At 61.4% G+C, this 26,370-nt stretch carries 24 protein-coding genes and 1 pseudogene; 11 read left to right on the forward strand and 14 right to left on the reverse strand.

The features are described from left to right. Window positions 1-318: pseudogene (locus J5M72_RS07005) on the forward strand (hypothetical protein); the annotation flags it as partial. Between the two features lie 127 nt (window positions 319-445). Here the strand turns inward: J5M72_RS07005 and J5M72_RS07010 are convergent. Then, entirely contained in the window at window positions 446-1,345 is a 900-nt protein-coding gene (locus J5M72_RS07010; protein WP_207864814.1) for a LysR family transcriptional regulator, read from the reverse strand. A 162-nt stretch (window positions 1,346-1,507) separates the two neighbouring features. Between J5M72_RS07010 and J5M72_RS07015 the strand changes: the two genes are divergently transcribed. After that, window positions 1,508-2,524 carry an alpha/beta hydrolase gene (locus J5M72_RS07015; protein WP_207864816.1) on the forward strand — a complete coding sequence of 339 codons (1,017 nt, stop codon included), beginning with the start codon at window positions 1,508-1,510 and terminating at the stop codon, window positions 2,522-2,524. A 63-nt stretch (window positions 2,525-2,587) separates the two neighbouring features. Further along, window positions 2,588-4,015 carry a mechanosensitive ion channel family protein gene (locus J5M72_RS07020; RefSeq protein WP_169429719.1) on the forward strand — a complete coding sequence of 476 codons (1,428 nt, stop codon included), beginning with the start codon at window positions 2,588-2,590 and terminating at the stop codon, window positions 4,013-4,015. A 271-nt stretch (window positions 4,016-4,286) separates the two neighbouring features. Here the strand turns inward: J5M72_RS07020 and ycaC are convergent, their stop codons facing one another. From ycaC to J5M72_RS07045, 5 genes are all read right to left on the reverse strand, one after another. Further along, window positions 4,287-4,913, reverse strand: coding sequence for an isochorismate family cysteine hydrolase YcaC (gene ycaC, locus J5M72_RS07025; protein WP_011333417.1), 627 nt, complete (start codon window positions 4,911-4,913; stop codon window positions 4,287-4,289). Between the two features lie 69 nt (window positions 4,914-4,982). Further along, complete coding sequence (locus J5M72_RS07030; protein WP_169429718.1) at window positions 4,983-6,821, reverse strand: amidohydrolase; 1,839 nt, start codon at window positions 6,819-6,821, stop codon at window positions 4,983-4,985. A 45-nt stretch (window positions 6,822-6,866) separates the two neighbouring features. Next, a complete protein-coding gene (locus tag J5M72_RS07035) occupies window positions 6,867-7,493 on the reverse strand; it encodes an antibiotic biosynthesis monooxygenase (RefSeq protein ID WP_207864818.1) in 627 nt (208 codons plus the stop codon). Further along, complete coding sequence (locus J5M72_RS07040; RefSeq protein WP_207864820.1) at window positions 7,486-7,902, reverse strand: DoxX family protein; 417 nt, start codon at window positions 7,900-7,902, stop codon at window positions 7,486-7,488. Before J5M72_RS07040 ends, J5M72_RS07035 begins: the two co-directional genes overlap by 8 nt. Before the next feature lie 183 nt (window positions 7,903-8,085). Further along, window positions 8,086-9,006 (reverse strand): LysR family transcriptional regulator, encoded by a 921-nt coding sequence (locus tag J5M72_RS07045; protein WP_169429715.1) that lies wholly within the window; start codon window positions 9,004-9,006, stop codon window positions 8,086-8,088. Window positions 9,007-9,216: 210 nt separating this feature from the next. On the opposite strand from J5M72_RS07045, the gene J5M72_RS07050 reads away from it, so the two are divergent. After that, complete coding sequence (locus tag J5M72_RS07050; protein WP_169429714.1) at window positions 9,217-9,618, forward strand: AraC family transcriptional regulator; 402 nt, start codon at window positions 9,217-9,219, stop codon at window positions 9,616-9,618. Between the two features lie 7 nt (window positions 9,619-9,625). Here J5M72_RS07050 and J5M72_RS07055 read toward each other — a convergent pair whose 3' ends face one another. Next, on the reverse strand, window positions 9,626-10,195 hold the full coding sequence (locus J5M72_RS07055; RefSeq protein ID WP_169429713.1) for a flavodoxin family protein: 570 nt from the start codon (window positions 10,193-10,195) through the stop codon (window positions 9,626-9,628). Window positions 10,196-10,528: 333 nt separating this feature from the next. On the opposite strand from J5M72_RS07055, the gene J5M72_RS07060 reads away from it, so the two are divergent. Continuing rightward, complete coding sequence (locus tag J5M72_RS07060) at window positions 10,529-13,315, forward strand: winged helix-turn-helix domain-containing protein (protein ID WP_207864822.1); 2,787 nt, start codon at window positions 10,529-10,531, stop codon at window positions 13,313-13,315. On the opposite strand, the gene J5M72_RS07065 is transcribed toward J5M72_RS07060, so the two are convergent. Both J5M72_RS07065 and J5M72_RS07070 read right to left on the reverse strand, forming a co-directional pair. Further along, window positions 13,277-14,749, reverse strand: a complete 1,473-nt coding sequence (locus tag J5M72_RS07065) for a winged helix-turn-helix domain-containing protein (protein ID WP_169429711.1) — start codon at window positions 14,747-14,749, stop codon at window positions 13,277-13,279. The two genes, J5M72_RS07060 and J5M72_RS07065, sit on opposite strands and share 39 nt — an antisense overlap. 90 nt (window positions 14,750-14,839) lie before the next feature. Then, window positions 14,840-15,790 carry a GlxA family transcriptional regulator gene (locus J5M72_RS07070; protein ID WP_169429710.1) on the reverse strand — a complete coding sequence of 317 codons (951 nt, stop codon included), beginning with the start codon at window positions 15,788-15,790 and terminating at the stop codon, window positions 14,840-14,842. Window positions 15,791-16,003: 213 nt separating this feature from the next. Between J5M72_RS07070 and J5M72_RS07075 the strand changes: the two genes are divergently transcribed. Further along, window positions 16,004-16,726 carry a pirin family protein gene (locus tag J5M72_RS07075; protein WP_169429709.1) on the forward strand — a complete coding sequence of 241 codons (723 nt, stop codon included), beginning with the start codon at window positions 16,004-16,006 and terminating at the stop codon, window positions 16,724-16,726. A 67-nt stretch (window positions 16,727-16,793) separates the two neighbouring features. Here the strand turns inward: J5M72_RS07075 and J5M72_RS07080 are convergent, their stop codons facing one another. Then, window positions 16,794-17,669, reverse strand: coding sequence for a LysR family transcriptional regulator (locus tag J5M72_RS07080; protein ID WP_207864824.1), 876 nt, complete (start codon window positions 17,667-17,669; stop codon window positions 16,794-16,796). A gap of 112 nt (window positions 17,670-17,781) precedes the next feature. On the opposite strand from J5M72_RS07080, the gene J5M72_RS07085 reads away from it, so the two are divergent. The 4 genes from J5M72_RS07085 (at window position 17,782) to J5M72_RS07100 (ending at window position 21,694) form a co-directional block, all read left to right on the forward strand. After that, window positions 17,782-19,002, forward strand: coding sequence for a YbfB/YjiJ family MFS transporter (locus tag J5M72_RS07085; RefSeq protein ID WP_207864826.1), 1,221 nt, complete (start codon window positions 17,782-17,784; stop codon window positions 19,000-19,002). 63 nt (window positions 19,003-19,065) lie between these two features. Then, window positions 19,066-20,064, forward strand: a complete 999-nt coding sequence (locus tag J5M72_RS07090; protein WP_207864828.1) for an NAD(P)H-quinone oxidoreductase — start codon at window positions 19,066-19,068, stop codon at window positions 20,062-20,064. A 112-nt stretch (window positions 20,065-20,176) separates the two neighbouring features. Next, the gene (locus tag J5M72_RS07095; RefSeq protein WP_169429705.1) at window positions 20,177-21,121 is read left to right on the forward strand and encodes an alpha/beta fold hydrolase; all 945 of its coding nucleotides are present in this window, start codon (window positions 20,177-20,179) and stop codon (window positions 21,119-21,121) included. 159 nt (window positions 21,122-21,280) lie between these two features. Further along, window positions 21,281-21,694, forward strand: coding sequence for a VOC family protein (locus tag J5M72_RS07100; protein WP_169429704.1), 414 nt, complete (start codon window positions 21,281-21,283; stop codon window positions 21,692-21,694). Window positions 21,695-21,750: 56 nt separating this feature from the next. Here the strand turns inward: J5M72_RS07100 and J5M72_RS07105 are convergent, their stop codons facing one another. Continuing rightward, window positions 21,751-22,080, reverse strand: a complete 330-nt coding sequence (locus tag J5M72_RS07105) for a hypothetical protein (protein WP_169429703.1) — start codon at window positions 22,078-22,080, stop codon at window positions 21,751-21,753. 225 nt (window positions 22,081-22,305) lie between these two features. On the opposite strand from J5M72_RS07105, the gene J5M72_RS07110 reads away from it, so the two are divergent. Beyond that, entirely contained in the window at window positions 22,306-22,563 is a 258-nt protein-coding gene (locus J5M72_RS07110) for a hypothetical protein (protein ID WP_207864830.1), read from the forward strand. Window positions 22,564-22,672: 109 nt separating this feature from the next. On the opposite strand, the gene J5M72_RS07115 is transcribed toward J5M72_RS07110, so the two are convergent. The 3 genes from J5M72_RS07115 to J5M72_RS07125 all read right to left on the reverse strand — a co-directional run bounded on the left by J5M72_RS07115 (window position 22,673) and on the right by J5M72_RS07125 (window position 26,315). After that, complete coding sequence (locus tag J5M72_RS07115) at window positions 22,673-23,695, reverse strand: ABC transporter permease (RefSeq protein WP_007956055.1); 1,023 nt, start codon at window positions 23,693-23,695, stop codon at window positions 22,673-22,675. 57 nt (window positions 23,696-23,752) lie between these two features. Continuing rightward, window positions 23,753-25,318 (reverse strand): sugar ABC transporter ATP-binding protein, encoded by a 1,566-nt coding sequence (locus J5M72_RS07120; protein WP_207864832.1) that lies wholly within the window; start codon window positions 25,316-25,318, stop codon window positions 23,753-23,755. Window positions 25,319-25,388: 70 nt separating this feature from the next. Further along, window positions 25,389-26,315, reverse strand: a complete 927-nt coding sequence (locus J5M72_RS07125; RefSeq protein ID WP_207864834.1) for a sugar ABC transporter substrate-binding protein — start codon at window positions 26,313-26,315, stop codon at window positions 25,389-25,391. Window positions 26,316-26,370 lie beyond the last annotated feature (55 nt).

The raw sequence follows: 26,370 nt of genomic DNA on the forward strand, positions 1-26,370 counted from the left end.
GGCAATGGCGGTAGCCACGGTGGCGGCGGCAGTGGTGGCAACAGTGGCAGTGGCGGCGGTGGAAACAGCGGCCACAGCGGTAGCGACCATGGCTCGGGCCATTCCGGTGACAGCGCTTCTTCAGGACGCAACGGCACCCACGCCGAAGCGGGCGACGATCATGGTGTTCATCGGGCCGGTGAAATCGGCGATGACCACGGAGTTCATCGTGCCGGTGAAATCGGTGACGACCATGGCCTGCATGCGGCGGGCGAACCCGGTGATGATCGCGGGGTGCATGTTGGCGGCGAGCCTGGCGATGACAAGCGCGCCAACTGATTCAGCCTGAAATACGTTCCCCCTGTGGGAGCTAGCCTGCTAGCGATTGCGATATGCCAGTCACCTTCTTGATTGACTGCCCCACCGCAATCGCTAGCAGGCTAGCTCCCACAATGTTTTTCAGCGACTACAGAATCGCTTGTGCTTTATCCAGCCGCTCACGCAAAAACTCGATCAACGCCTGCACCGGCCGTGATGCCTGACGATGCTGCGGATACACCGCCGACAGAATCAGCGGCTCCGGACGCAAATCATCCAGCACCGGCACCAGCCGTCCATCCTTCAATGCCGCGCCGACAATGAACGTTGGCAGATAAGTAATTCCCATCCCCGCCACCGCCGCATCCCTGAGCAACTCACCATTGTTGACCCGCATCCGCCCGGTGACATTCACCAGTTGCGGCTTGCCCAGCCCCGCGTTGAACCGCCATTGCACCGAACGTCCGTGGCCGTATGGCAGGCAGTCGTGGCTGAGCAAGTCTTCCGGTTTGAGCGGTGTGCCACGCTCGGCCAGATACCCAGGACTGGCGCAATACACCCGCTCGATGGCGGCAATGCGACGGGCAATCAGGGTCGAATCTTCCAGCACGCCGATGCGCAGCGCCAGGTCGTAGCCCTCGCCCAGCAGATCCACCGGCCGGTCGCTCAGGTCCACCTCTACCGTGACCTCGCGATAACGCTGCAGAAACGGCGGCAGCAAACAGCCCAGATGCGCCAGCGCAAACGACAGCGGCGCACTCACGCGAATCGCCCCCCGCGGCTCGGCGGTCTGCCCGGCGATGCCCTGCTCCACCGATTCCACTTCACCGAGCAAACGCAGCGCCGATTCGTAATAGCTCTGGCCCAGCGGCGTCACGTCCAGGCGCCGGGTCGAACGGTTGAGCAATCGCACGCCGAGGCGCTCTTCCAGCTGCATCAACCGACGGCTGACGAACTGCTTGGACAGGCCCAACTGATCGGCCGCCGCCGTGAAGCTGCCGGAGTCCATGACCTGGCAAAAAATACGCATGTCTTCGAACGGGTTCATTGTCACTCTCTGGTTGACAGTTAAACGCTTTATAGCCGCTTTTTCACTTTCCGGCACCTCATTAATCTGTGCTCACGGTGTTGCTGAGGCCTGAAGCCCAGCGCCACAGCAGCCCGATCCCAAGGCATACAAAAACTCAAACGACTTAAAAAGGAATTGCACATGAACATCAAGAAAACCCTCACCGCTTCCCTCCTCGCCCTGTCCATCGGCAACGCCTTCGCCGCCGAAGGCACTGGGGTCGAACACACCACCCAGGCCTTCCTCGATGCCCTCGCCGCCGGCGGCGGCAAACCGCTGGAGCAACTGAGCCCGAAAGACGCCCGTGCGGTGCTGACCGGCGCCCAGGCTTCGGTGAAGGTTGACCTGTCCGGTGTTGAAGTCAGCGACAAGGCGATCAAGGTCGACGGCCAGACGATCAACCTGAAAGTGGTGCGTCCGGCCAAGGTCAAAGGCGATCTGCCGGTGTTCATGTTCTTTCACGGTGGCGGCTGGGTACTGGGCGACTACCCGACGCACCAACGCTTGATTCGTGATCTGGTGGTGGGTTCTGGCGCGGTCGCGGTGTATGTCGATTACACGCCGTCGCCGGAAGCACAGTACCCGACGGCGATCAATCAGGCTTACGCCGCGACGAAGTGGGTGGCGGAGCACGGCAAGGAGATCGGTGTCGACGGCAAGCGTCTGGCGGTGGCCGGTAACAGCGTCGGCGGCAACATGGCGGCGGTCGTGGCGTTGATGGCCAAGGAACAGAAAACCCCGGCCCTGCGCTTCCAGTTGCTGATGTGGCCGGTGACCAACGCCGGGTTCGATAACGGCTCGTACCAGCAATTCGCCGAGGGCCACTTCCTGACCAAGGGCATGATGCAGTGGTTCTGGGACAACTACACCACCAACCCGGCCGAGCGCGCGCAGATCCACGCCTCGCCGCTCAACGCCAGCGCCGAACAGCTCAAGGGCCTGCCCGCCGCGCTGGTGCAGACCGCCGAGTTCGACGTGCTGCGTGACGAAGGCGAAGGCTACGCCCGTCATCTCGACGCGGCGGGTGTGCCGGTGACCTCGGTGCGCTACAACGGGATGATTCACGACTTCGGCCTGCTCAACCCGCTGAACGGCATACCTGAAGTGAAGGCCGCCGTGCGTCAGGCCGCGGCAGAACTGAAGACCCATCTGAACTGAGTCCAGCCACTCGCCACACCTTCGGGTGTGGCGTTTTCTTTGGTGCCCGCCGGAGTTCATCCCATGAGCCTTTTTTCTGCCCACCTGTTGTCCTGGAGCGCCCTGCTGCTGGTGCTCGACGCCCTGCTCTGGCACCTCGCGCCGTTCAAGCATCGTGCGCAACGGGTCGGTGTGCGGCTGGTGCTGTTTCTGGCCTTCAGCGCGCTGATCATCAATGCCGGCGTCAGCCCGTTGCAGGCGCCGTTGTTTGCCGATGACCCGGTTGCCCAGCTTGGCGCAACGGCCCTGGGGATTTTCTGGTGGCTGTACGCCGCGCGGGCGCTGACCGAAGTGATCGGCCTGATCCTGATGCGCCGCATCGGCCACAGCGGCCGGCTGTTGCAGGACGTGATCGGTGCGTTGGTGTTTCTGGCGGCCATCGTCGCAGCGGCCGGTTATGTGCTGGAGCTGCCGGTGAAAGGCCTGCTCGCCACCTCCGGGGTGTTCGCCATCGTGGTCGGTCTGGCGCTGCAAAGCACCTTGAGCGACGTGTTCTCGGGCATCGTGCTCAACACCACCAAGCCGTATCAGGTGGACGATTTTGTGGTGATCGACGGCGTCGAAGGCAAGGTGCTCGACATCGACTGGCGCGCCACACATCTGCTGACCGGCGCCGGAACCCTGGCCGTAGTGCCGAACTCGGTGGCGGCCAAGGCCAAAATCGTCAACCTCAGCCGCCCGAACAACCTGCATGGCGTGTCGATCAGCATCAAGGTGCCGAACCACATCCGTCCGCGCCGCGTGCTGGACGCCCTCGACCGCACGCTGCAAGGCAGCAGCAGCCTGCTGCTGACGCCGGCGCCGAAAGCAGTACTGAAAGAGGCCGGCGAAGAAATGTCGGAATACGTGGCCAGCGGTTTTATCGCTGAACTGGGCAAGAAAGGTGAGGTGCGCAATCAACTGTTCGACCTCGCCCACCGTCATCTCGAAGCGGCCGGCATTTCGCGCCACCCCGATGGCGTGATCGAACCTTCGACCCGCGCCCGTGCCTTGCTCGATGAAGTGAAAATCTTCCGCTCGCTCAGCCATGAAGAACGCGATCGCCTCGCCGAATCGATGGTCGCGCAGCAGTACAGCGCCGGGCAGGTGGTGCTTGATCTTGAGGAAGTGCCGGACAGCCTGTTCGTGATCGCCACCGGCGTGGTCAGCGCCAGCGTGCCGGATGGCAACGGTTTCACCGAGGCTGGGCGCATGGGGCCAAGCGAGGTCATGGGCGAGCAAAGCATCCTCGCGGATACGCCTTCGCAGGCGACGTTTACCGCACTGACGTCCTCGATCATTTATCGCCTCGACAAGAACCTGACTCGCCAGTGCATGGAGCAGCGCAGTGAAGTGGGCCAGGCGTTGAACAAATTGCAGGCGGTGCGGCAGCAGAACAGTCGGCTGGCGTTGATGGCCAAGCCTGTGCCGGTTCGCAAGGGCGGGTTTTTGGGGTGGTTGCAGAAGCGATAATGTTTGCGGGTTCAGAATCGTTGCCACCTTCAAGATCTACCCCCTCACCCCAGCCCTCTCCCCCAGGGGGGCGAGGGGGAAAGGGGGCGGATCTCCATGCTGTTCGGGTCCTGAGTTCGACTCAAAACTTCCAGGTCGATGTATTTCTCCCAAACACCTCAATCGGCCCCCTCTCCCTCCGGGAGAGGGCTGGTTCTCAAATTGAAATACCCCCCTATCAACACCGCAAAAAAATGCCCGCTCTTCAGCGGGCATTTTTTTCTTCTACCGATTACTTGGCAGTGAACTTGGTGTAGCTGTTGATCAGGTTGCGGTAGTTAGGCAGACGCTGGGACAGCAGGTTCGCCAGGCCTTCCATGTCGTTGCGCCAGTCGCCCTGCAGCTCGCAGGCGACAGCGAACCAGTTCAGCAGGTGCGCGCCGGCGGCCGACATGCGCGCCCAGGCAGCCTGCTGCACGGTGGTGTTGAAGGTGCCGGAAGCGTCGGTGACCACGAACACTTCGAAGCCTTCAGCGATGGCCGACAGGGTCGGGAACGCCACGCACACGTCAGTCACCACACCGGCGATGATCAGTTGCTTGCGGCCGGTGGCCTTGATGGCCTTGACGAAGTCTTCGTTGTCCCAGGCGTTGATCTGGCCAGGACGGGCAATGAACGGTGCGTCCGGGAATTGCTCTTTCAGTTCAGGCACGATCGGGCCGTTCGGGCCGCTGTCGAAACTGGTGGTGAGGATGGTCGGCAGGTTGAAGAACTTGGCGATGTCACCCAGTGCCAGCACGTTGTTCTTGAACTCGTTCGGCGAGAAATCCTGCACCAGCGAGATCAGGCCGGTCTGGTGATCAACCAGCAGAACCACGGCGTCGTCTTTGTTCAAGCGTTTGTAAGGAACGTTGCTCATGTGAAACTCCTCGATGGATGGTTGTTGCGGGGAGCGCCGCTCACGCAGAACGGCGCTTTTTCAAAAGGATCAGAAAGCGAAGCAGGAGCAACCGAACGCGCCCCAGAAACCGGCGAAATCGCTGACCGGCGCATTCGACATCCGCGCTTTTTCATGGCTGTGGGTATGCACCGCGCACGGGCCGCTGCATTGATGCACCTGCGCCTGCAATGGCGAATTCGGGCGCCAGTGGCCCGGCACCTTCACCACCGGCGACCAGTCCGGCAGCACCGGCAGCGAACGTGGGCCGAGGTCTTCGAAGTCGCCAGCGGCGTACACGATCTTGCCGCCGACCACGGTCAGCACCGACTCGATCCACTTGATCGCTTCTTCTTCGACGTGGAAGAAATCCGCGCTCAGCGCTGCCAGATCCGCCAGTTGCCCGACCTTGATCTGGCCTTTCTTGCCCTGCTCGGACGAGAACCAGGCGCTGCCGTGGGTGAACAGTTCCAGCGCGGTAGTGCGTGGCAAACCTTCTTCGTACAGTGCCAGACCGCCAACGGTGCGACCGCTGACCATCCAGTACAGCGAAGTCCACGGGTTGTAGCTGGAAACACGAGTGGCATCGGTGCCCGCGCCGACCGGCACGCCTTCGGCGAGCATGCGTTTGATCGGTGGTGTGGCTTCGGCAGCCTGTTTGCCATAGCGATCAACGAAGTATTCGCCCTGGAACGCCATGCGATCCTGAATCGCGATACCACCGCCCAGCGCCCTCACCCGTTCGATGTTCTGCGGAGTGATGGTTTCGGCGTGGTCGAAGAACCACGGCAAGCCGTTGAACGGAATGTCGCGGTTGACCTTCTCGAACACATCGAGCATGCGGCTGATGGATTCGTTGTAGGTGGCGTGCAGACGGAACGGCCAGCGCTGTTCGACCAGATGGCGTACCACCGGCTCCAGCTCCTGTTCCATGGTCTGCGGCAGGTCCGGGCGCGGTTCGAGGAAGTCTTCGAAGTCCGCCGCCGAGAACACCAGCATCTCGCCAGCGCCGTTGTGGCGCAGGAAGTCATCGCCCTGATGCAACTTGACGCTGCCGGTCCAGTTCTGGAAATCGGTCAGCTCTTCCTTCGGCTTCTGGGTGAACAGGTTGTAGGCGATGCGCACGGTCAACTGGTCGTCTTTGGCCAGTTGTTCGATCACCTGATAATCGTCCGGGTAGTTCTGGAAACCGCCGCCGGCATCGATGGCGCTGGTCAGACCGAGGCGATTGAGCTCGCGCATGAACTGACGAGTCGAGTTGACCTGATATTCCAGCGGCAGCTTGGGCCCCTTGGCCAGCGTCGAGTACAGAATCATCGCGTTCGGCCGCGCCACCAGCATGCCGGTCGGGTTGCCGTTGGCATCGCGCACGATCTCGCCACCCGGCGGGTTCGGCGTGTCGCGGGTGTAGCCGGCGACGCGCAACGCGGCGCGGTTGAGCAGCGCACGGTCATACAGGTGCAGAATGAACACCGGGGTGTCCGGCGCCGCCTGGTTGATTTCTTCAAGGGTCGGCATGCGTTTTTCGGCGAACTGGAATTCGTTCCAGCCACCGACCACGCGCACCCATTGCGGGGTCGGCGTGCGGTCGGCCTGATCCTTGAGCATGCGCAGCGCATCGGCCAGCGACGGCACGCCTTCCCAACGCAGTTCGAGGTTGTAGTTCAGGCCGCCACGGATCAGGTGCAAGTGCGAGTCGTTGAGCCCGGGAATCACACAGCGACCCTTGAGATCGACCACTTGCGTACCGGCGCCGCGCAGGGCCATGGCCTGCGTATCGTTACCGACAACGACAAAGCGTCCGTCCTTGATCGCCACCGCACTGGCGAGAGGTTTTTCGCGGTCTACCGTATGAAATTGGCCATTGAACAGAATCAGATCGGCGTTCATCGCAGTTCCTTCGAGATAAGTGAAACGAAGCCCGGACCCACCGCTTCAGCGCGGCGGGTTGGCGTTGGATTCCAGGTGTTCATGGGGCTGACTGGCGGTCAGCCATGGCGCGAATAATCGGGTGGCGGCCGGCATGCACACGTAGACCACCGACACCACGATGGTGAGGGTGATCAGGAACGTGGCGACCACGTAGTTGGACAGGAACGCATTGAGTTGCAGCAGCGGCCCCCAGATCAGCGGCACCAGCAAGGTGTGCGGCAGGATCACCAGCAGCGTCACCACGGCCTGCTTCCAGCGTGGTGGCGGCGAGCCGGCTTCGGCCAGCGGCGTGAACCAGAACTCATTGGCCGCATTGACTTCGATCTGGTCGCCGTCGGCGAGCATGGGCGCGGCTTCATCGATCAGCTTCTGACGTTGCGGCGAGTCGAGCCAGCGCTGCATCGCGTCGGTCGAGCAGTAACGCAGCACGCAGGTGAACAGCGCGAGCCCGCCCTGCTGGCTGCGCATAACATCCACGCCCAGATGCCCTTCTTCGCGCCCCGCCACGCTGACGATATTGCGCAGCCACGCTTCGTACGGCTGTTCGAAACCGGCCTTGACCCGGTGCTTGACGATCAGCGTCACGGTTTCTTCGGGTCCCGGTTTTTTCGGGTTCTGGGCATCAGGCATAACGGAGCACTCCGGGCAAACGAACATTGAGCGCCAGCCGTCCGGGGCCGGCGATCAGAACAGTGGTGAAGAGGATCAACAGCAACCAGCCGAACTGCCCTTCGGCCACACTCCATTGCGGATGCACGATCAGCAACGCCACCAGCAGCACAAACAGAATAGGCAAGCACGCCAGACGCGCCAGCACCCCGGCGACGATCAGCAGTGGGCAGAGGACTTCGGCGAAGATCGCCAGGATCAGCGTGAGGTGGGCACCGAGGTGGAACGGGTCCTCGATCTGTTGCAGTTGCGCAGTGAAGTCCAGCAGCTTGGGCAAGCCATGGACGAACAGCAGAAACAAGCCGCCGGTGACCCGCAGGAACAGCAGGCCGAGGTTTTGCGCCTGGTCATTGCGTTGTATAGCGTTCATGGGCCCACCCTTGATCAATCATTGCAGGCCATGGTGCAACGATTGATCGGGGGGAAATTGGATGGGTGTGCTCTCTTTGCGAAAACACACAGAACGCAAGAACGACACAAAATCATTGTGGGAGCGAGCAAGCTCGCTCCCACAGGGTTACAAGGCGACAAACGAATTGTGTTTCAGGTCTTGTTACACCGGAATATCCAGCGACACCGACATGAACTGACTGATCCGCGACCGCAGCCATTTCTCCGCCGGATCGTTGTCATGCACCCCGCTCCAGGCCATCGACAGTTGCGCCGCATCGATGGGGAACGGAGGATCCTCAGCCCGCAACGAACATCCTTCGACCAACGCACATGCCGCGTAATCCGGCACGGTGGCGATCATCTCGGTGCCAGCGAGCAAGGCGCGCAAACCGCTGAACTGTGGCACGCCGAGCACCACGCGGCGGCTGCGGCCGACCTTGGCCAGGTCCACGTCGATGTTGCCGCTCAGATCACCCGAGAACGACACCATCGCGTGGGGTCGCTCGCAGTATTCATCGAGGGTCAGCGGCCCCGGGCGGTCATCGCCGCGCAGAACCTTGCAGGGAATGTCGCGCAGTTTCTTGCGCTTGGCGTTGGCCGGCAGATCGGTGGTGTAGCTCACGCCCACCGAGATTTCCCCGGACGCCAGCAACGTAGGCATCAGCAGATAGTTGGCGCGACGCACCACGACCACAATTCCCGGCGCCTCTTCCTGCAACTGGCGCAGCAATGGCGGAAACAGACCGAACTCGGCGTCATCCGACAGGCCGATGCGGAAGACGTCGCAACTGGTGGCCGGATCGAATTCCTTGGCCCGGCTGACCGCGCCGGAAATCACGTCCATCGCCGGTTGCAGCTCCTGAAGAATCGCCAGCGCCCGTGCCGTCGGTTCCATGCCGCGACCGTTGCGCAACAGCAATGGGTCGTCGAACAGATCGCGCAGGCGTCCCAGCGCCGCGCTCACTGCCGGTTGGCCCATGAACAGTTTTTCGGCGACGCGGGTCAGGTTCTTTTCGAACATCAGTGCTTCGAAGATCACCAGCAGGTTCATGTCGACGCGGCGCAGATCGTTTCGGTTCATGGGCGTGTTTTCCTTTTTGGCCAGGCGCAAGTGCTACGCACTTTACTAGATCGGCGGCCATTCGAAATCAGGTCCGGCCGCGGAATTAACAACGTTTAACTCGTCAGTCTTTGCCCTGCGCCAAACAATGAAACCCTCTGCACAGCGTTGTTTCATTGACCTGTGGGAACGCACCGACCGTGTACTCCCGCCCCCGATAGGTACTTGGCCATGGCTCCTTCTCAGCAAACCGTCGCCCGCGTCCCTGCCAGCGAATCCCGCAAAATCGGCACCGGGGGCCTCAGCCCGCAACGGGAACGACTGGTGAAACAATTGATCCTGGAACGATTGGGCGAACCCCTGGAGGTCACTGAGCTGGCCAGTGCCTGTGCGTTGTCACGCAGTCATTTTTCCCGGGCGTTCAAATGCAGCACCGGGCTCTCGCCACAGGACTGGATCCGCACCCAGCGGATCGCCCGGGCCAAACTGTTGATCCAGCACACCGATCACAGCCTGACGCAGATCAGCCTGGAGTGCGGCTTCTGCGATCAGTCGCACTTCTGTCATATTTTCACTCGCAGTGAAGGGATCAACCCGTTTGCCTGGCGCTGTCAGGTCATGAAAAAACGTTGAGCCGCTTTCATCCCCGGGCCATGCGCTGAGCCAGTCGCGCCACCCGCTCCCCCAGATGCACAGCGGTCAGGCGGTCCTCCAGCGGAGGGGCGTGCTCGGGCGGTTTCTCGACAGACGATTGGGACATGGCCCCAAGGGAGCTGCCAAGGCGATTCAACTGGCCGTCGAAGCCACTGGCGCCAGCACGGGCCGGCAGCAGATCGAGCCCGACCCAGATCATCGAATGCTGGGCCGCGAACACCGCCATTTGCAGCAGGGTATTGAGTTTGTCGCCGCACAGACTGCCGGAGTTGGTGAATCCTGCGGCGAGTTTGTCGCGCCACGGCCGAACCAGATAGAACGACGCCGTGGCTTCCATGAATTGCTTGAACGCCGCCGACGCACTGCCCATATAAGTCGGCGCGCCGAAAATGATCGCATCGGCACGGTGCAATTCGTCCCAATGGGCCTCCACATCCTCCACCGCCAACAGCAGGCAGGTACTGCCCAAGTGGCGCTGCACACCTTCGGCCACAGCCTGGGCCATGACGCGGGTGTGCCCGTAGCCACTGTGATAGACCACTACTACCTTGCTCATCGCAGCGTCCTCTAGACGTATGCACTCCATTGCCTTGGAGTTTTGGCTCTGGAGCAGGCGTGGACGAGTTAATCGTTGTTAATTTTCCTCCTCTGTCGGGCAGGCAGGCGCAGGTTCGAGCCTTTAAATACGGTAGTGATGACGCCGCATACCGATAGATGCTCCAGCAGCAAACCTTTGTGCGCATTGCGCTGACACCCAATCCTGAGGAATATGCTCGGAAACGGCGGACCAGACGGCTTGCATGACCTTCAAGTCGCCATCCGCCCTGCCCGTCACGGTTTTTTCACCTACGCCGGGGCAGGATCACAAGAACAATGAAGGAGTGAGCGGTTGAGTCTTTCCCCGAATCAGGCCATCGGTTTCGGCCCCTATCGGATCCACACTGACCAGCGCCTGGTGCTCGAGGGCGACCAGCCTTTGCGCCTGGGACGCCGTGCCATGGACATTCTGCTGATCTTGCTGGCCAACGCCGGCGAGGTGGTGAGCAAGCAGCAATTGATCGCCGAAGTCTGGCCGGACAGCGTGGTGGAAGACATCAACTTGCGCGTGCACATGGCAGCCTTGCGCAAGGCGCTCGGCGACGGTCAGGCCGGGCAGCGCTACATCGTCACGGTGGCGCAGCGCGGTTACAGTTTCGTCGCGCCGATCCTGTTGCAGTCCATCGAACAGCGCCCCGCCGCCGCCCCTATCGGCCGACATAACCTGCCATTGCGGCGCACACGGATGATCGGCCGCCAGACCGTGGTCGACAACCTGATGGCGCAATTGCCGAAAAAGCGCTGCATCACCCTGGTCGGCCCCGGCGGCATCGGCAAGACCACCGTGGCCTTGCGCGTCGCCGAGCAACTGATCGGTCGTTATCGCGACGGGATTCGTCTGCTGGATCTGGCGCCACTCAACGATCCGGGCTCGATCTGCTCTCACCTCGCCGCCCTGCTGGATCTTTCATTGCACGACAATGAACCGATGGCCTGCCTGATCAACAGCCTGCGCGAACGGCAGATGCTGTTGGTGATCGACAACTGCGAGCACCTGATCGACGCCGTGGCGCTGCTTGGCGAGAGTCTCCTGCGTGGCGCGCCGCAGGTGCATATCCTGGCCACCAGCCGCGAAAGCCTGCGCGCCGAGGGCGAGTATGTGCAGCGCCTGGAATCCCTCGACTGCCCGCCACCGATTGCGGTGCTCGACCGAGATCAGGCAATGGAATTCTCCGCACTGCAACTGTTCGTCGAGCGGACGATGGCCGCCCACGAGCACTTTGAGCCGGACAATGCCGACCTGCCCGTGATCATCGAAATCTGTCGCCGGCTGGATGGCATCCCGCTGGCGCTGGAATTGGCTGCCGCGCAAGTCGCAAACCTCGGCCTGGGCGGCTTGCTGAGCCAGTTGCAGGGGCGTCTGCCGGCAGGCAATCAGACCAGTCTCGGACGCCATGAAACCTTGCGCGCCACGCTGGACTGGAGCTTTAACCTGCTCAACGCCTGCGAGCAGACCGGTCTGCGTCGCCTGGGTGTATTTCGTGGCGCCTTCACGCTGGAGTCTGCCGCCGCGGTGATCGTGGGCCAGCATATCGAGCCTGGCGAAGTGTTCGCCTCGATCACGCAATTGGTCGCCAAATCGCTGCTCAATGTCGAGGTCGGCGATGAAGAAGTGTTCTATCGCCTGCTCGACACCACTCGCCGCTATGCCCTGGAGAAACTCGAGCAGGCTGCCGAACTCGGCGAATCCCGTGAGCGTCATGCCGAACGCTGCCTGGCACTGATGCATCAGGCCCAGGCCGAATGGGAAAACACGCCGACCGGGGTGTGGATCGAGCGCTACGCCCGAGGATTGGAAGATCTGCGGGCAGCGCTTGAGTGGACACTGAACGATGAAGGCTCGCGTCATCTTGGCGTGCGCCTGACGGCCACTTCGGCGCCGTTGTGGCAGGAGCTGTCCTTGCTCAAGGAGTACGGCGTTCATGTGCGTCGGGCACTCGCGTTGCTCGCGTCATCGGAAGAACCCTGTCCGCGCCTGGAAATCGCCTTGAAACTGGCCCTCGGCAGCGCCTGCTACCACACCTGGGGCGGCACGCCGGAGACTATCGAAGCGTTCGTCAGCGCCCGTCTGCTGGCACAGAAGCACGACGACATGGCCGGCCAGTTGCGTGCCGTGTCAGGGCACATGGCGGTCAATCTCAGTTGCGGCCATTACCGCATGGCGCTGGAGCAGAGCGAGCAATTTGAAACCCTCGGCCTGCACGGCGACGCGCAATTGTCCTTGAGCACCCACCGTTTGCGGGTGCTCGCCCTGCACTACGCCGGCGATCAGCACCAGGCTCGGATCCACGCCGAGCAGGTGATCCAGCGCATGGCTCAAAGCGGCCACCTCAACCGCTTCACCCACGGTTTCGGCGTGCAATACGATCAGAGCGTCGCCTCACTGACCGTCCTCGCCCGGGTGCTGTGGCTGCAAGGTTTTCCCGAACAGGCGTGGCGTACGGCGCGGCAGGCGCTGGACATCGCGATGCAGATCAACCACGGCACCTCGATCTGCTACACCCTGGCACTCGCCTCGTGCCTGATCGCCCATTACAACGGAGATACACAGAACGCCCGGGCGCTGCTGCAACTGTTGCTCGAACAAGCGCAGAAGCATTCGGTGCTGCTGTTCTACACGTGGGCGCGGCACTACGCGCAGGTGATCGACGCCGACAAATCCCCCGCCATCCCGCCCGCCGACAGCGGTCTGGTCAGGGAAATAATGGTCACGCTGGACCCGGTTTTCGTTGACGATGCACTGCTGGAACGAGCACAAAGCGGCGCGGCCGGCTGGAGTACCGCGGAGATTCTGCGGGCCCGGGCCGAGCGATTGCTGGCCGCTGAGTCGCCCTGTCACCACACGGTCGAAAGCGCCTTGCAGCAATCGCTCGAGATTGCCCGGACCCAAGGTGCCCTCGCCTGGGAACTGCGCAGCGCAACGTCGCTGGCGCAGGTGTGGCAGCGTCAGTCGCGTTATCGTGAGGCACTCGATTTGCTGACGCCGGTCTACCAGCGCTTCACCGAAGGTTATGCCACCCCGGACTTGCGCAAGGTGCGCTTACTGCTCGACGAACTGCGCGGTCAGTCGGCCGCTTGAGCTCAGGCGCGTGCGGCACAGATAACGCGCATGCCGACGCTCGACTTCATTCAGCTCGCCGCCCTGCTCCAGCTGTTCGCGGGCATAGCGACGCGTGGTGTTGAGCATTCGATAGCGCAATGTCCCACTGGATCGATCCATCGTCAGTAATGACATGGCCGCCAATTGCTCAACGACTGCCACCAGTGTCGAGGGTGGCAATTGCGCGCAACTGATCACACCGATTGCGGCATCCAGAGTGAACGCCATCCTGAACACCGACAACCGTTGCAGCACGCGCTGTTCCTGTTCGCTCAAGCGCTGATAACTCCAGTCCAGTGCGGCCTTCATCGACTGGTGGCGTGGCACGGCCGTCCGCCGACCGTGACTCAAGACCTGCAGACCGTGGTCCAGTTGAGACTGCAACCCGACCAATGCCAGCGCATCGATCTGCGCTGCTGCCAGTTCGATCGCCAGGGGCAGACCATCGAGTCGCCGACAAATATCGCGCACCGTTTCCAGATCCTGCTCACGCAGACAGAAGCCGTGCTGACGCGCACGGGCCCGACTGACAAACAGTTGCACCGCCGAATAGCCCATGACTTCATCGACACTGTTGAGCGCCGAGGCTTTGGGAAGGGTCAGGGGCGGCAGTGGCTGAAGAACTTCCAGACCGAGACGCAACGGTTCGCGGCTGGTGGCAAGGATCGACAGACGGGGCGCTGCGTCGAGCAGTGTTTCCAGCAGGCTGCGACAGGCTTCAAGCAGGTGTTCGCAATTGTCCAGCACCAGCAACGCGTGGCGCCCCGCCAGTGTGGGGAAATCGATGTCGAGGGTTTGCAGCAGGTGATCGAGGAGCGGGGTGTCTTCGTCGATCAGCGACAGATCCACCTGCCACACGCCGTCACGAAAATGTTGCAGCAGCAGCTCCGCTGCACGCAGTGCTACCGTGCTTTTGCCGACGCCGGCAGCTCCCGTCACTGTCATGAGCCGGGACAAGGGCAGTTGCCGAACCAGACTGCCGACCAGCGAATCGCGACCTGTGACCGGCATCAACCGTGCAGGCAGATTGTGCTGAGGCACTTGCAGACTTTCGAACACCACTTGCGCAACAGCGTCGCTCTGTACCGGCGCGACGAAGCTGTACCCGCGTTGTGGCACATTGATGATATAGCGCTGACCGTTCTCGCCGTCGCCAAGCGCCCGACGCAACGCCGCGATGTGCACCCGCAGATTGATTTCCTCGACCACCGACGTCGGCCACACCAGGGCGATCAACTGCTCCTTGCCGACCACCTGACCGGCACGCTCGACCAGCACTTGCAGAATGTCCAGCGCACGACCGCCCATGCGCAGTTGCCGATCCCCCTCGAGGATCAACCGTTGCCGCAAATGGAATGCGTACGGGCCGAAACGCAGGACCGACGCCGAGCTCAATTCGTAAAGACTGTTCATGTCCGTTATCTTCGCAGGCATCGATGACGGCACAACCACCATGCGGGGCCCAGCACGGACATCCGGATGCCCGTAACGGACAGAACAGCTCTAGCTGAACTGCTCGCGATATTGAGCCGGGGTCAATCCGAGCTTTTCGCCGAACAGAAAACGCATGTGCCGCACGCTGCCGAAACCGCTTTTGTAGGCCACTGTCTTCAGCGGCAGATCGCTGGTCTCCAGCAGATTGCGCGCGCAGTCGATACGTGCACTTTGCAGGAACTCCATGGGCGTCATGTTGACTTCGCGTGCAAACAGGCGGGCGAAATGGCGTGCACTCATGTTCGCCACACCGGCCATGCGCTCAACGGTGAAGGTTTCCTCAAGATGCTCCAGAACGTAGTTCTGTACACGGGTGACGGGGGTTTCCTGTGGCGCAACCGCTGCCATCAGCGGACTGAATTGCGCCTGTCCGCCCTGGCGCTTCATCACCACCAGCAGCACTTTGGCCACATCCTGAGCGAGTTTTTTGCCGTGATCGCGGGCCACCACCGCCAGTGCCAGATCGATCCCGGCTGTCACGCCACCCGAGGTGATCAGGTTGCGGTCTTCGACAAAGATCTGGTCGGTCGCGACATCTGCCTTGGGAAAGCCCTTGATCAAGCGCTCGGTGTAGTTCCAGTGGGTGGTCACGCGATACCCATCCAGCAGCCCGGCGTAGCCAAGCACGAAGGCACCCGTGCAAATCGAACCGTAGCGCCCGGCACGACTGACCGCACCTTTGAGCCAGTCCAGCAGCGGCGGACATTTTTTGTTGTAGGCACCGGGTCCGCCTGGCACCAACAGCAAGTCATAGCGATCGCCGGCTTCGTCGATATGCCCGTCGGTATGCACCCGCACACCATTGGAGGCACGCAGCGGCCCACGTTCAGTCCCCAGAAGCGTCAGTTGATAATGGTCGTCCGGCTTAAGGTATCGGTTGGCAACCGAGAACACTTCCAGCGGCCCGGCCATATCGAGCAGTAGAAACTCGGGAAACAACACCATTGCCACGGTTTTCATGAGCAGACATCACTGAAATCAATGAACAGTTATAAGTTGCCGCATTATGGCCAAGTACAGCGCAAACGTTGAAAAAGAATGCGTGAACTGACGCACATTACTGTCAACCCCAAGGGGACAGTATTTCAATTTTCACCTACTTATTGCACACCAGCGTAACCAGTAACCTTCTCCTCACTTGGACGAATCAACGTCCTGAAAGGAGATCTGATCATGCTGACCCTTCGCAAAGCTTCCGACCGTGGTCTGGCCAATCATGGCTGGTTGAAGTCATTCCACACCTTTTCCTTCGCCAGTTATCGCAACCCGCGTGAACAGGGTTTCTCCGACCTGCTGGTGATCAACGATGACCGCGTCGCCGCCGGCAAAGGCTTCGGCCAGCACCCGCACCGCGACATGGAGATTTTCTCCTACGTGCTCGAAGGCGCCCTGGAACACAAGGATACTCTCGGCACCGGTTCGGTGATCCGCCCCGGCGACGTGCAACTGATGAGTGCCGGCAGTGGCGTGGCCCACAGTGAGTTCAACCACTCGGCGACCAAGCCTGTGCACTTCCTGCAGATCTGGATCGTGCCGGACGTCAGCGGCGCCAAACCGCGCTACCAGCAAGAGCACTTCAACGAACAGAAAAAACGCGGTCGCCTGCAACTGATCATCTCGCCCGAAGGCAGTCACGGCTCGCTGAAAGTGCGCCAGGATGCACGAGTGTATGCCGGGCTGTTCGATGGCGAGGAAAGTGCCACCCTCAAGCTGCCTGCCAACCGTTACGCCTATGTGCACGTAGCTCGCGGCAGCGTTGAACTGAACGGCGTGCAGTTGAAGGAAGGCGATGGCGTACGGGTTCGTGAAGAACAGGCACTGACCCTGAGCAATGGTCAGGATGCCGAAGTGCTGGTGTTTGACCTGCGGCCTCAGGAGTTGCCTGAAATGCCATGAGGCACCGGTTTCAACGCTCACAAAAAAGCGGCCTTCAGTGAAGGCCGCTTTTTCATTGACAGAACGACTACTCGTTTTCCGGCACAAACGCTTCGACAATGTGCTCGATCACCGCCCTGACCCGCGCGGTGTGGCGTAAATCCGCATGGGTCACCAGCCACACCTCATAAGGCAACGGACGCGTGCGCTCCGGCCACAGCCTGACCAGACCATCACGCTCGCCCATGTAGAGCGGGATTTCTCCTACCCCCAAACCGGCGGCAATCGAGCGTCGGACCAATAGGCTGGAGCTCAGACCGGCGACGATCCGCCCGCGAGTCACGGGCTCGCTCACCAGGGTCAGGTCTTTGTTGCCCTGCAGATACGGCTGGTACACCACCAGGTCATGGCCCTCGAACGCACTGCCCGGCGCCGGCACGCCATGGCTGTCGACATAGGCCTTCGAGGCGAACAAACCCACCGGCCAACGCGCGATGCGCCGGGCGATCAGGTCCGGGTTGTCCGGACGGGTATTGCGCACGGCGATGTCCGCTTCACGTTTGGCCAGGCTGAGGATCTGCGTAGAGGCGTCCAGTTGCACGCGCACGTCCGGATGCTGTTCGTGCAACTGCGCGATGGCCGGGATCAGGAAATCGATGGCCAGCGAATCGGTGGTGCTGACCCGCACGCTGCCGATCAGACGATCGTCCAGGCCCTGGATACGCCGTTCCAGCTCCAGTGCCGAATGCTCCATTTTTTCCACCGATTTGAGCGCCGCTTCACCGACTGCCGTCAGCGCATAGCCCTCGGAGGTGCGCAGGAACAAGGTCGCGGCCAGCGACTTTTCCAGTGCCGTGATGCGGCGCCCGACCGTTGCCTGATCCACGCCCAATACACGGGCGGCACCGCGCAATGTCGACTCGCGGCAGACCGCAAGAAACACCCGTGCATCATCCCAGTTCATACCGTTCTCCATTGATGCATAAACGCATCACTATCACGCAAACTCGCTGCATTAACGCAGCAACGATAGCCGATATGCTGGGCGCCATAAACCTTTCCACAGGATTGCCGTCATGCCCACTTCAATTGCTTCGCCCGAGCGTCCGGACGCGAGAGTCTGGCTGGCGATTTTCGCCGGACTCTGCGCCAGCCTGGTCAGCATCGGCCTGGCGCGTTTCGCCTACACGCCGCTGATCCCCTCGCTGATTCAGGCGCAGTGGTTTTCCGCCCATGATGTGGTCTATCTCGGCGCGGCCAACCTGGTCGGTTACCTGATCGGCGCCCTCCTCGGCCGCCCGCTGGCACGCCGGCTCACTCAGAGAAACGCTCTGCGCCTGATGATGCTGGCGGTGACCGTGGCGTTTTTCGCCTGTGCGTACCCGGTGTCGGTGAGCTGGTATTTCGGCTGGCGCCTGCTGTCGGGAATCGCGGGTGGCGCGATCATGGTGCTGGTGGCTGCGACTGTATTGCCCCATGTACCGGCCGAGCGCAAAGGCCTGGCCAGCGGGGCGATTTTCCTCGGCATCGGTCTGGGCATCGCCGGCTCGGGCACGATCGTTCCGCTGCTGTTGAGCCTGGGCCTGCAAGCGACGTGGCTGGGATTGGGCGCGCTGTCGTTGGCACTGACGGCTTTGAGCTGGTTCGGCTGGCCCTCGGAGCAGCCCCATGCAACCAACGCAACGGCTCAGGTGGATCCGCTCGAGCCGACACCGCCTGCGGTTTATCTGCTGTTTGCCCAGTACGCGTTCATGGCCGCCGGGCTGGTGCCGGCCATGGTCTTTCTGGTGGATTATGTCGCCCGGGGTCTGGGCGCCGGGTCGCATGTCGGCGCGCTGATGTGGGTCATGTACGGTCTGGGCGCCATCGTCGGCCCGGTGAGTTACGGCTTTCTCGCCGATCATCTCGGCGCGCGGACCGGCATTCGTCTGGTGCTGGTGGTGCAGGCGATCACCCTTGGCTTGCTGGCCATTTCGCATTCGTTCCTGGCGTTGGCACTGCTGGCGGTGGTCCTTGGTTCATTCCCGCCGGGCATCGTGCCGCTGGCATTGGCCCGAGTGCATGAGCTGGTACCGGATCACCATCGCCAACAGGTGGCGTGGAGCCGGGCCACGGTGTCGTTCGCCACGTTTCAGGCGCTGGCGGGCTTCGCCTATTCGGCGCTGTTTAACGCCACGGGCGGACAACATGTGCTGCTCTTCGTGATTGCCGGCGGTGCCATCGTGATCGCGCTGATACTTGAGCACGCCCTGAAACTGCTGCCCTCCTCCGTCGAGCAACGCTGCTGCACCGAATGACGGGAATCATTGCGCCCTGACTGCGTTCCCATCTACTGATCACTTTTTCAAGAGGAATCGAACATGACGTTGCCCACTGATATGACCCGAATGGAAATCACCGAACCGGGCGGGCCCGAGGTTCTGCAATCCCGACGCGTCCCGCTGCCGGTCGTCGCAGAAGGCGAAGTACTGATCCGCGTGCACGCCGCCGGCGTCAATCGCCCGGACGCCCTGCAACGCGCCGGCAAGTACCCGATGAGGCCTGGCATGAACCCGATCCCGGGCCTTGAAGTGGCGGGTGAAGTCGTGGCGGTCGGCAATGGCGTCAGCACGTTCGCGGTGGGTGACCGGGTGTGCGCGCTGACCAATGGCGGCGGTTACGCCGAGTATTGCGCAATTCCGGCGGGCCAGGTCTTGCCAATCCCCGATGGGCTGGACTGGATCCAGGCAGCGGCCATTCCGGAAACCTTTTTCACCGTGTGGGCCAACCTGTTCGGTCTCGGCGGCGCCAGCCGTGGCCAGCGCGCCTTGATCCACGGCGGCACCAGCGGCATCGGCACCACCGCGTTGATGCTGTGCCGCGAGTTTGGCATCGAAGCCTTCGCCACCGCCGGCAGCGCCGACAAATGCACAGCGATCCGCAATCTGGGCGGTGAAGCGATCAACTACCGGGAACAGGATTTCGCGACTGTCATCGCCGAGCAAACTGCCGGCCAGGGCGTCAATGTGATCCTCGACATCATGGGCGGCTCGTACCTCAACGGGAACATCAGCGCCTTGGGGATGGATGGGCGGTTGGTAATGATCGGCTTCCTCGGCGGCGCGCGGGCCAACGACATCGATCTGCTGGCCATCCTCGGCAAGCGTGCGGTGGTCACCGGTTCGCTCCTGCGCGCCCGTACCTCAGCGGAAAAAGCCGCCATCGCCGATCAATTGCGCGAACACGTCTGGCCGGTGCTGGCCGCCGGACGCTGCCTGCCGATCATCGACAAGGTTTACCCGCTCGCCGACGCAGCCAAGGCCCATGCACACATGGAAGCGGGCGATCACATCGGCAAGATCGTGCTGAAGATCGACTGAGTCGCTGCAGCATTTTGTAATCGTTGCAGGCGTGCGGTGGTCGAAAATGTCACGCGCAGGTCAAGGCATCTGGTAAAAAGCGTTCTTTGTCCGCGCCGTGGTGAAACGTTTAATGTTCCTTGCCTTCATGACCCGACTTCGACGCCGCCGTCTGGCGTTCGCCTGCATGGCCGCCCTGATCATCGGCGTGCCGGCGAGTTGTGCCGTGCTGGAACACACCGAGCGCAAGCTGCTGTTTCGCATCGAACCGGGCACCGCCGGCTGGTATCACGGACTGCCCGGCAGCGTGCAGGAACTCGACCTGCAACCGAAAAGCTTCAAGGCCGGGCAGAACATTCACGCCTGGTGGTGGCCGGCAGAGCGCGCCGATGCTCCGGCCATCCTTTATCTGCATGGCGTACGCTGGAACCTCACCGGGCAACTGTTCCGTATCGAGCAACTGCGTGCGGCAGGTTATTCGGTGCTGGCCATCGACTATCGCGGCTTCGGCCAGAGCCATGGCGACCTGCCGTCGGAAAGCACGGTGTACGAGGATGCGCGGGTGGCCTGGGAACGCTTCCAGCTGTTGCAGCCCGACCCGAACAAACGCCTGATTTACGGACATTCTCTGGGAGGTGCGGTCGCCATCGACCTGGCTGCCGAACTCGGCCGCGATGCTGCCAGAAATCACACCCCTCTGCCGGTGCGCGGACTGGTCATCGAATCCACGTTCACCTCATTGGCGGATGTGGCGGCTGCGGTGGCCAACACCTCTCTTCCCGTGCGCTGGCTGTTGTCGCAGAAGTTCGACTCCATCGACAAGATCGCCGAGATCCACATGCCGCTGCTGGTGGTGCACGGTCTGGCCGACGCATTCGTGCCGTCGCGCTTCAGCGAGCAACTGTTCGCCGCCGCCCGGCAACCGAAACGCCTGCTGCTGGTGCCCGGCGCAACGCACAACAACAGCATGGCGCTGGGCGGACAGAACTATCGCAAGGCGATCGATGCGCTGATGCAAACCCGACCTGCCGCCCGGGTGGCGGGCGCTACGGTACAGAAAAACCCGCGAGACTCCTGACATCCCTCCCCACAGACCATCGGTCACCCCGAAAGGAAATTCTTGCAGCATCGGCTGGCAATCCGGCGTTCTAACGCTTTGCTGGATGGAGTCAATCCATGACGCTGCTTCGGCACACCCGGCCGCGCAGCGTTCCACTGCCTATTCGGGAGCACCACCATGAAAATCAACCCGTACCTGATATTCAACGGCGACTGCCGCGCAGCCTTCACGTTTTACGAGCAATGCCTGCAAGGCAAGCTCGAAGCGATGATGACCTTCGGCGAAACCCCAGCCGCCGAACATGTCCCCAAAGAGCACCACAACCTGATCATCCACACCTGCCTGAAAGTCGGCGATCAGATGCTCATGGCTTCGGACACCACACCCGACCGCCCGACCCCAGGCATGAGCGGCTGCTCGATCTCCCTGAATGTCGACAGCATCGCCGAGGCCGAACGGGTGTTTAACGCCCTGGCCAGGGACGGTCGTGTCGACATGCCGCTGGAATCCACCTTCTGGGCCGCACGCTTCGGCATGCTGGTGGATCGTTTTGGCGTGTCATGGATGGTCAATTGCGAAAGCGACAAATAGCGCTGCATTTGCGCAAGACAATAAAAAGCCCAACCTCTTGAGGTTGGGCTTCACTTTTATCGCTGAGCCAGTTCATGTCTCACGCATTGTTCGTAATAGGTCTGCTTGACGGCTGCGGGCTTGAGACGCGAGGTACTGTTATAGGTTTGCTCCGTGATGCCCATCGCGGTCATGCGCATCCACGGCTGCTGAAATTTACGTACCTGCAAGCGCTTGCGGGCGCCGTACAGGGAAATCCCTGACAACTTCGACTGTTGCGCGCCGGCAGCGATGTCCGAGCCCCAAGTGCACGCAAAACGATGGCTCTTGCTCAGTTCCCTGGCCTGGGCCTGCACCGCGAACAGAGCGAGGGAAAGCGTTGCTACGGTGATGACAATCGTCCGCATATAGCCCACCTAACCTTTTGAAAAAAGGCGAGTTTGCCGGGACTTCAAACATTCGGGGGCCAGCAATTTGCCGCCTGTTGCAGCCATGTTCGGCCGAAGGCTCTCTACAAAGATGCTCGACTACACAGCCACCCGTCTCCCAGCTCTCCCGCCCGTCAGCCGCCCGGCACTTTGTTTCGCTTCTGATTTTCCAACGTCAATCCACCTGACGCGCAAGCCCCGACGATGAACAGAACCATTGCAGCCCTCATGCTTGGAAGTCTTTTATCCGCCACTGCACCGCTTGCGATGGCGGGAAGCAGCGTCCCGCCTACCGGTATTCCCGGAGTCAACCAGGGAGGCACCGAATCCAAGGAAGACAGGGCCGACAAAAAGGGTGAAGAAGCCTCGGGGTCAAACTCCGGTGCAGAGACCCACGAAACAGATAAGGATGCGCAAACGTCCAGCGGCTCAAAGGATGGGATGCAAGAAAAGAAACCCTGAACGGCTTGGCCGCCTCAGCAGTCTTTTCGCAGGAACAAAAAAGCCGATCTTTCCGATCGGCTTTACTGTGTGACGTTCATCCCGCGTTACCAAGCCAGGACGATGAACTTCAGCGTTTGAGCTTGCGCTTGTTGCGGTATTGGTCGATCACCACGGCAACCACGATGATCAGCCCCTTGATGATGTCCTGAATGTAGGCATCGACCCCGACAAACGTGAACCCGCTGGCCATCACCCCTAGAATCAGAGCGCCAATCACCGTGCCAGTGATGCGCCCCACCCCACCCGCCAGACTGGTACCACCGATGACCGCGGCGGCAATCGCATCCAGCTCATAAGACATGCCCATCCCGGCCTGACCGGTAGCGGCGCGGGCCGAAGCCACCACCCCAGCCAGCCCCGCCAGCAACCCGGCGATGCTGTAGACGATGACCAGATGGCGTTTGACGTTGATACCGGACGTGCGTGCCGCCTGCATGTTGCCGCCGATGGCGTAGGTGTATTTGCCGTATTTGGTGTAGCGCAGCGCGATGTGGAAGATCACCGCCACCACCAGAAAAATGATCACCGGCATCGCGCCGTGGCCGATGGCCGTGTAGGAATCCGAGAGCATGCTCACCGGCTGGCCTTCGGTGTAATAACGCGCCAGACCACGGGCTGAAACCATCATCCCCAGTGTGGCAATGAACGGTGGAATCCCGGTGATGGCGATGATGCTGCCGTTGATCGCCCCCGCCAGCAACCCGACACCAAGCCCGGCAATCACGGGAATCCAGACCGGCAAATCGGTCAGTGACGGAAACACTGCCCGAGCGAAATCCGAAGTCTGCGCCAGACTGGCCGCGATCATCGCCGACAACGCGAGTACCGAACCCGACGACAGGTCGATACCGGTGGTGATGATCACCTGGGTCACGCCAATCGCCAGCAGGCCGATGATCGACACTTGCAGGATCATCAACACCAGCCGCTGGGAGTTCATCAGAAAGCTCTGGTCGCGCACGATCCAGCCGAACAGTTCGAACACCAGGCCAATGCCGATCAGCACCAGGAAAATGCTCAACTCCGTCGGAAAGCGCCGGCGACTCTTGACCGGTGCCGTGGCCGGTTTGTTTTCCAGTATCGCGTTCATAACCACTCACCTTTCTATCGCATCATCGATGGCGGCCTCGGCCACCAGCGGTATCCGTTAATGAACCGAGGACAGGCCCGAAGCCAGTTGCATCACCCGCTCCTGAGTCGCCTCGCTGCGGTCGAGGGTGCCCATCAGGTCGCCCTCGTGCATGACCATCACCCGGTCGCTCATGCCGAGCACTTCCGGCAGCTCCGAAGAAATCATGATCACCGCCATGCCTTCGCTGGCGAGGTAGGCGATGAGCCGGTAAATCTCGGCCTTGGCGCCGACGTCGATGCCGCGGGTCGGCTCGTCGAGAATCAGGATTCGCGGGTTGGTCATCAACCAGCGCGCCAGCAAGGCTTTTTGCTGATTGCCACCCGACAAGGTGTCGATGCACTGCTCCAGCGACGGTGTTTTCACCCGCAGCTTCTTGCACATGTCTTCGCACAAGGCGCGCAAGGCTTTTTGCTGGATGAAACCGTGGCCGGCGTAGTGCGGCAGGACGGCCATTTCCATGTTCTCCAGCACCGAGAGGCACGGGAACAGACCACTGAGCTTGCGATCCTCGGTCAACAGTGCGAAGCCCTTCTCGATCGCCATGTGCGGATCGCGGATGCGCACCACCTCGCCATCGAGACGGATCTCGCCACCGTCGCTGGGCGTAATGCCGAAGATCGCCTCAGCCACGTTGGTCCGGCCGGAGCCCATCAAGCCGGCGATGCCCAGGATTTCCCCGGCATGCAGGTCGAAGGAAACACCCTTGAAAATACCGTCGAGCTTGAGGTCGCGCACCGACAGCAACAGATCGCCAATCGGCTTTTCACGCACCGGAAACAACTGGCTCAATTCACGACCGACCATCATCGAAATCAGGCTGTCGCTGTCCATGGAATCGGCTCGCTGCAGCCCGATGTAGGCACCGTCACGGAACACCGCCACTTCATCGGCGATCGCGAACACTTCGTTCATTTTGTGGGTGATGTAGATGATGCCTTTGCCCTGACGTTTCAGGTCGGCAATGATCGAGAACAGGTGGCCGACTTCCTTGTCGGTGATGGCCGACGTCGGTTCGTCCATGATCAGGATGTCGGAGTCGTAGGACACGGCTTTGGCGATCTCGACCATCTGCCGCTCGGCGATACTCAGATTGCCGACCAGCTCTTCGGGATCAAGGTTGATCCGCAGGCGCTCCAGCAGTTTCGCCGTGCAGCGGTGCATTTCCCGATGGTCGATCATGTGAAAGCCGTTGAGCTGCTCGCGGCCGATCCAGATGTTTTCGGCGATGCTCATGTGCGGCATCAGGTTGAGTTCCTGATGAATCATTGCTATCCCGGCCTGAAGCGCCGCCAGTGGCGTTTCGAACACCACCGGTTTGCCCCGCAGGCGCAGTTCGCCGGCGTCTGGCTGATAGATGCCGGCGATGATTTTCATCAGGGTGGATTTGCCCGCGCCATTCTCGCCCATGAGCGCCAGCACGGAACCGGGGCGTACCCGCAGTTGCACATCGGACAACGCCACCACACCGGGGAAACCCTTGCTGACGTTGAGGATCTCCAGCAGGTACGGCTCTTCGACAGGTATTGCAGTGGGCGGGCTCCCCGTCAAAGGGGTGCTCGAAGCAGTCGCTGAAGCGAACATGATCAGGTACTCCATCGGCAAGGTCGCGATCGCCACCTTGCGGGCTTATTGTTGTTATTGAACGGACGGACTATTTGAACTGGTCAACGTTTTGCGGTGTGATCAGGCGGAACGGTACCCAGACGGCCGGCTCGACCGGCTCGTTCTTCGCCATTCTCACCGCGGTATCAATGGAGCCGTCGGCCTGGCCCTTGGCGTCCTGGAACACGGAAGCGGCCAGCGAGCCCTTCTTCACGGCGTTCAAGCCGTCCGGCGTGCCGTCGACACCCGCAATCAGCACGCTGCCTTTGGCGACGCCGGCCTGTTGCAGCGCCATCGCGGCACCGATGGCCATTTCGTCGTTGTTGGAGACGACCGCGTCGAATTTGCGGCCCTGTGTCAGCCAGTCGTTGACCAGGGTCATGCCCTTGTCCCGCAGCCAGACGCCGCTCTGCTCCTGCTCGACCTTGATGTCCGGGTATTTGGCCAGCACCTCTTTGACGCCCTTGGTGCGGTTGGTGGTGGAGTTGTTCGCGAGGTCACCCAGCAAGATCACGATGTTGCCCTTGCCGCCCATCTTGTCGGCCAGGTACTGCATCTGCATCTCGCCGGCCTCCAGGTCGTTGGAGGCGACGGTCACGACGCCTTTAGGCAGGTTCAGGTCATCGGGGCGGCGGTTGACATAGACCAGCGGAATGCCGGCCTTCACTGCCGCTTCAGTAATCTTCTTGGTGGCGGCGGTATCCACCGGATTGACCACGATGGCGTCGACCTTCTGGCTGATGAAGCTTTCGACCTGGCTCAGTTGCTTGACCACGTCGCTGCGGGCGTCTTCGAACTGCAGCTTGACGCCGTCGGGATAGGACTTGGCTTTCTTGTCCATGGATTCACGCAGGTAGGTCAGCCAGGTGTCATCGAACTGGGACATGCTGACGCCGATCTTCATATCGGCCAGCACAGCGCCGCTGGCAAACATCAGGGACAAGGCCAGTGAGGCAAAACGGGTCTTGGTCTTCATGAAAAGTCTTTCTCCACATTCTTGTTGGTTTTATGGATGAGGCGTGACGATTTCA

This window comes from Pseudomonas sp. 58(2021) (genome assembly GCF_017491585.1).
Classification (GTDB): Bacteria; Pseudomonadota; Gammaproteobacteria; order Pseudomonadales; family Pseudomonadaceae; genus Aquipseudomonas; species Aquipseudomonas fluorescens_BT.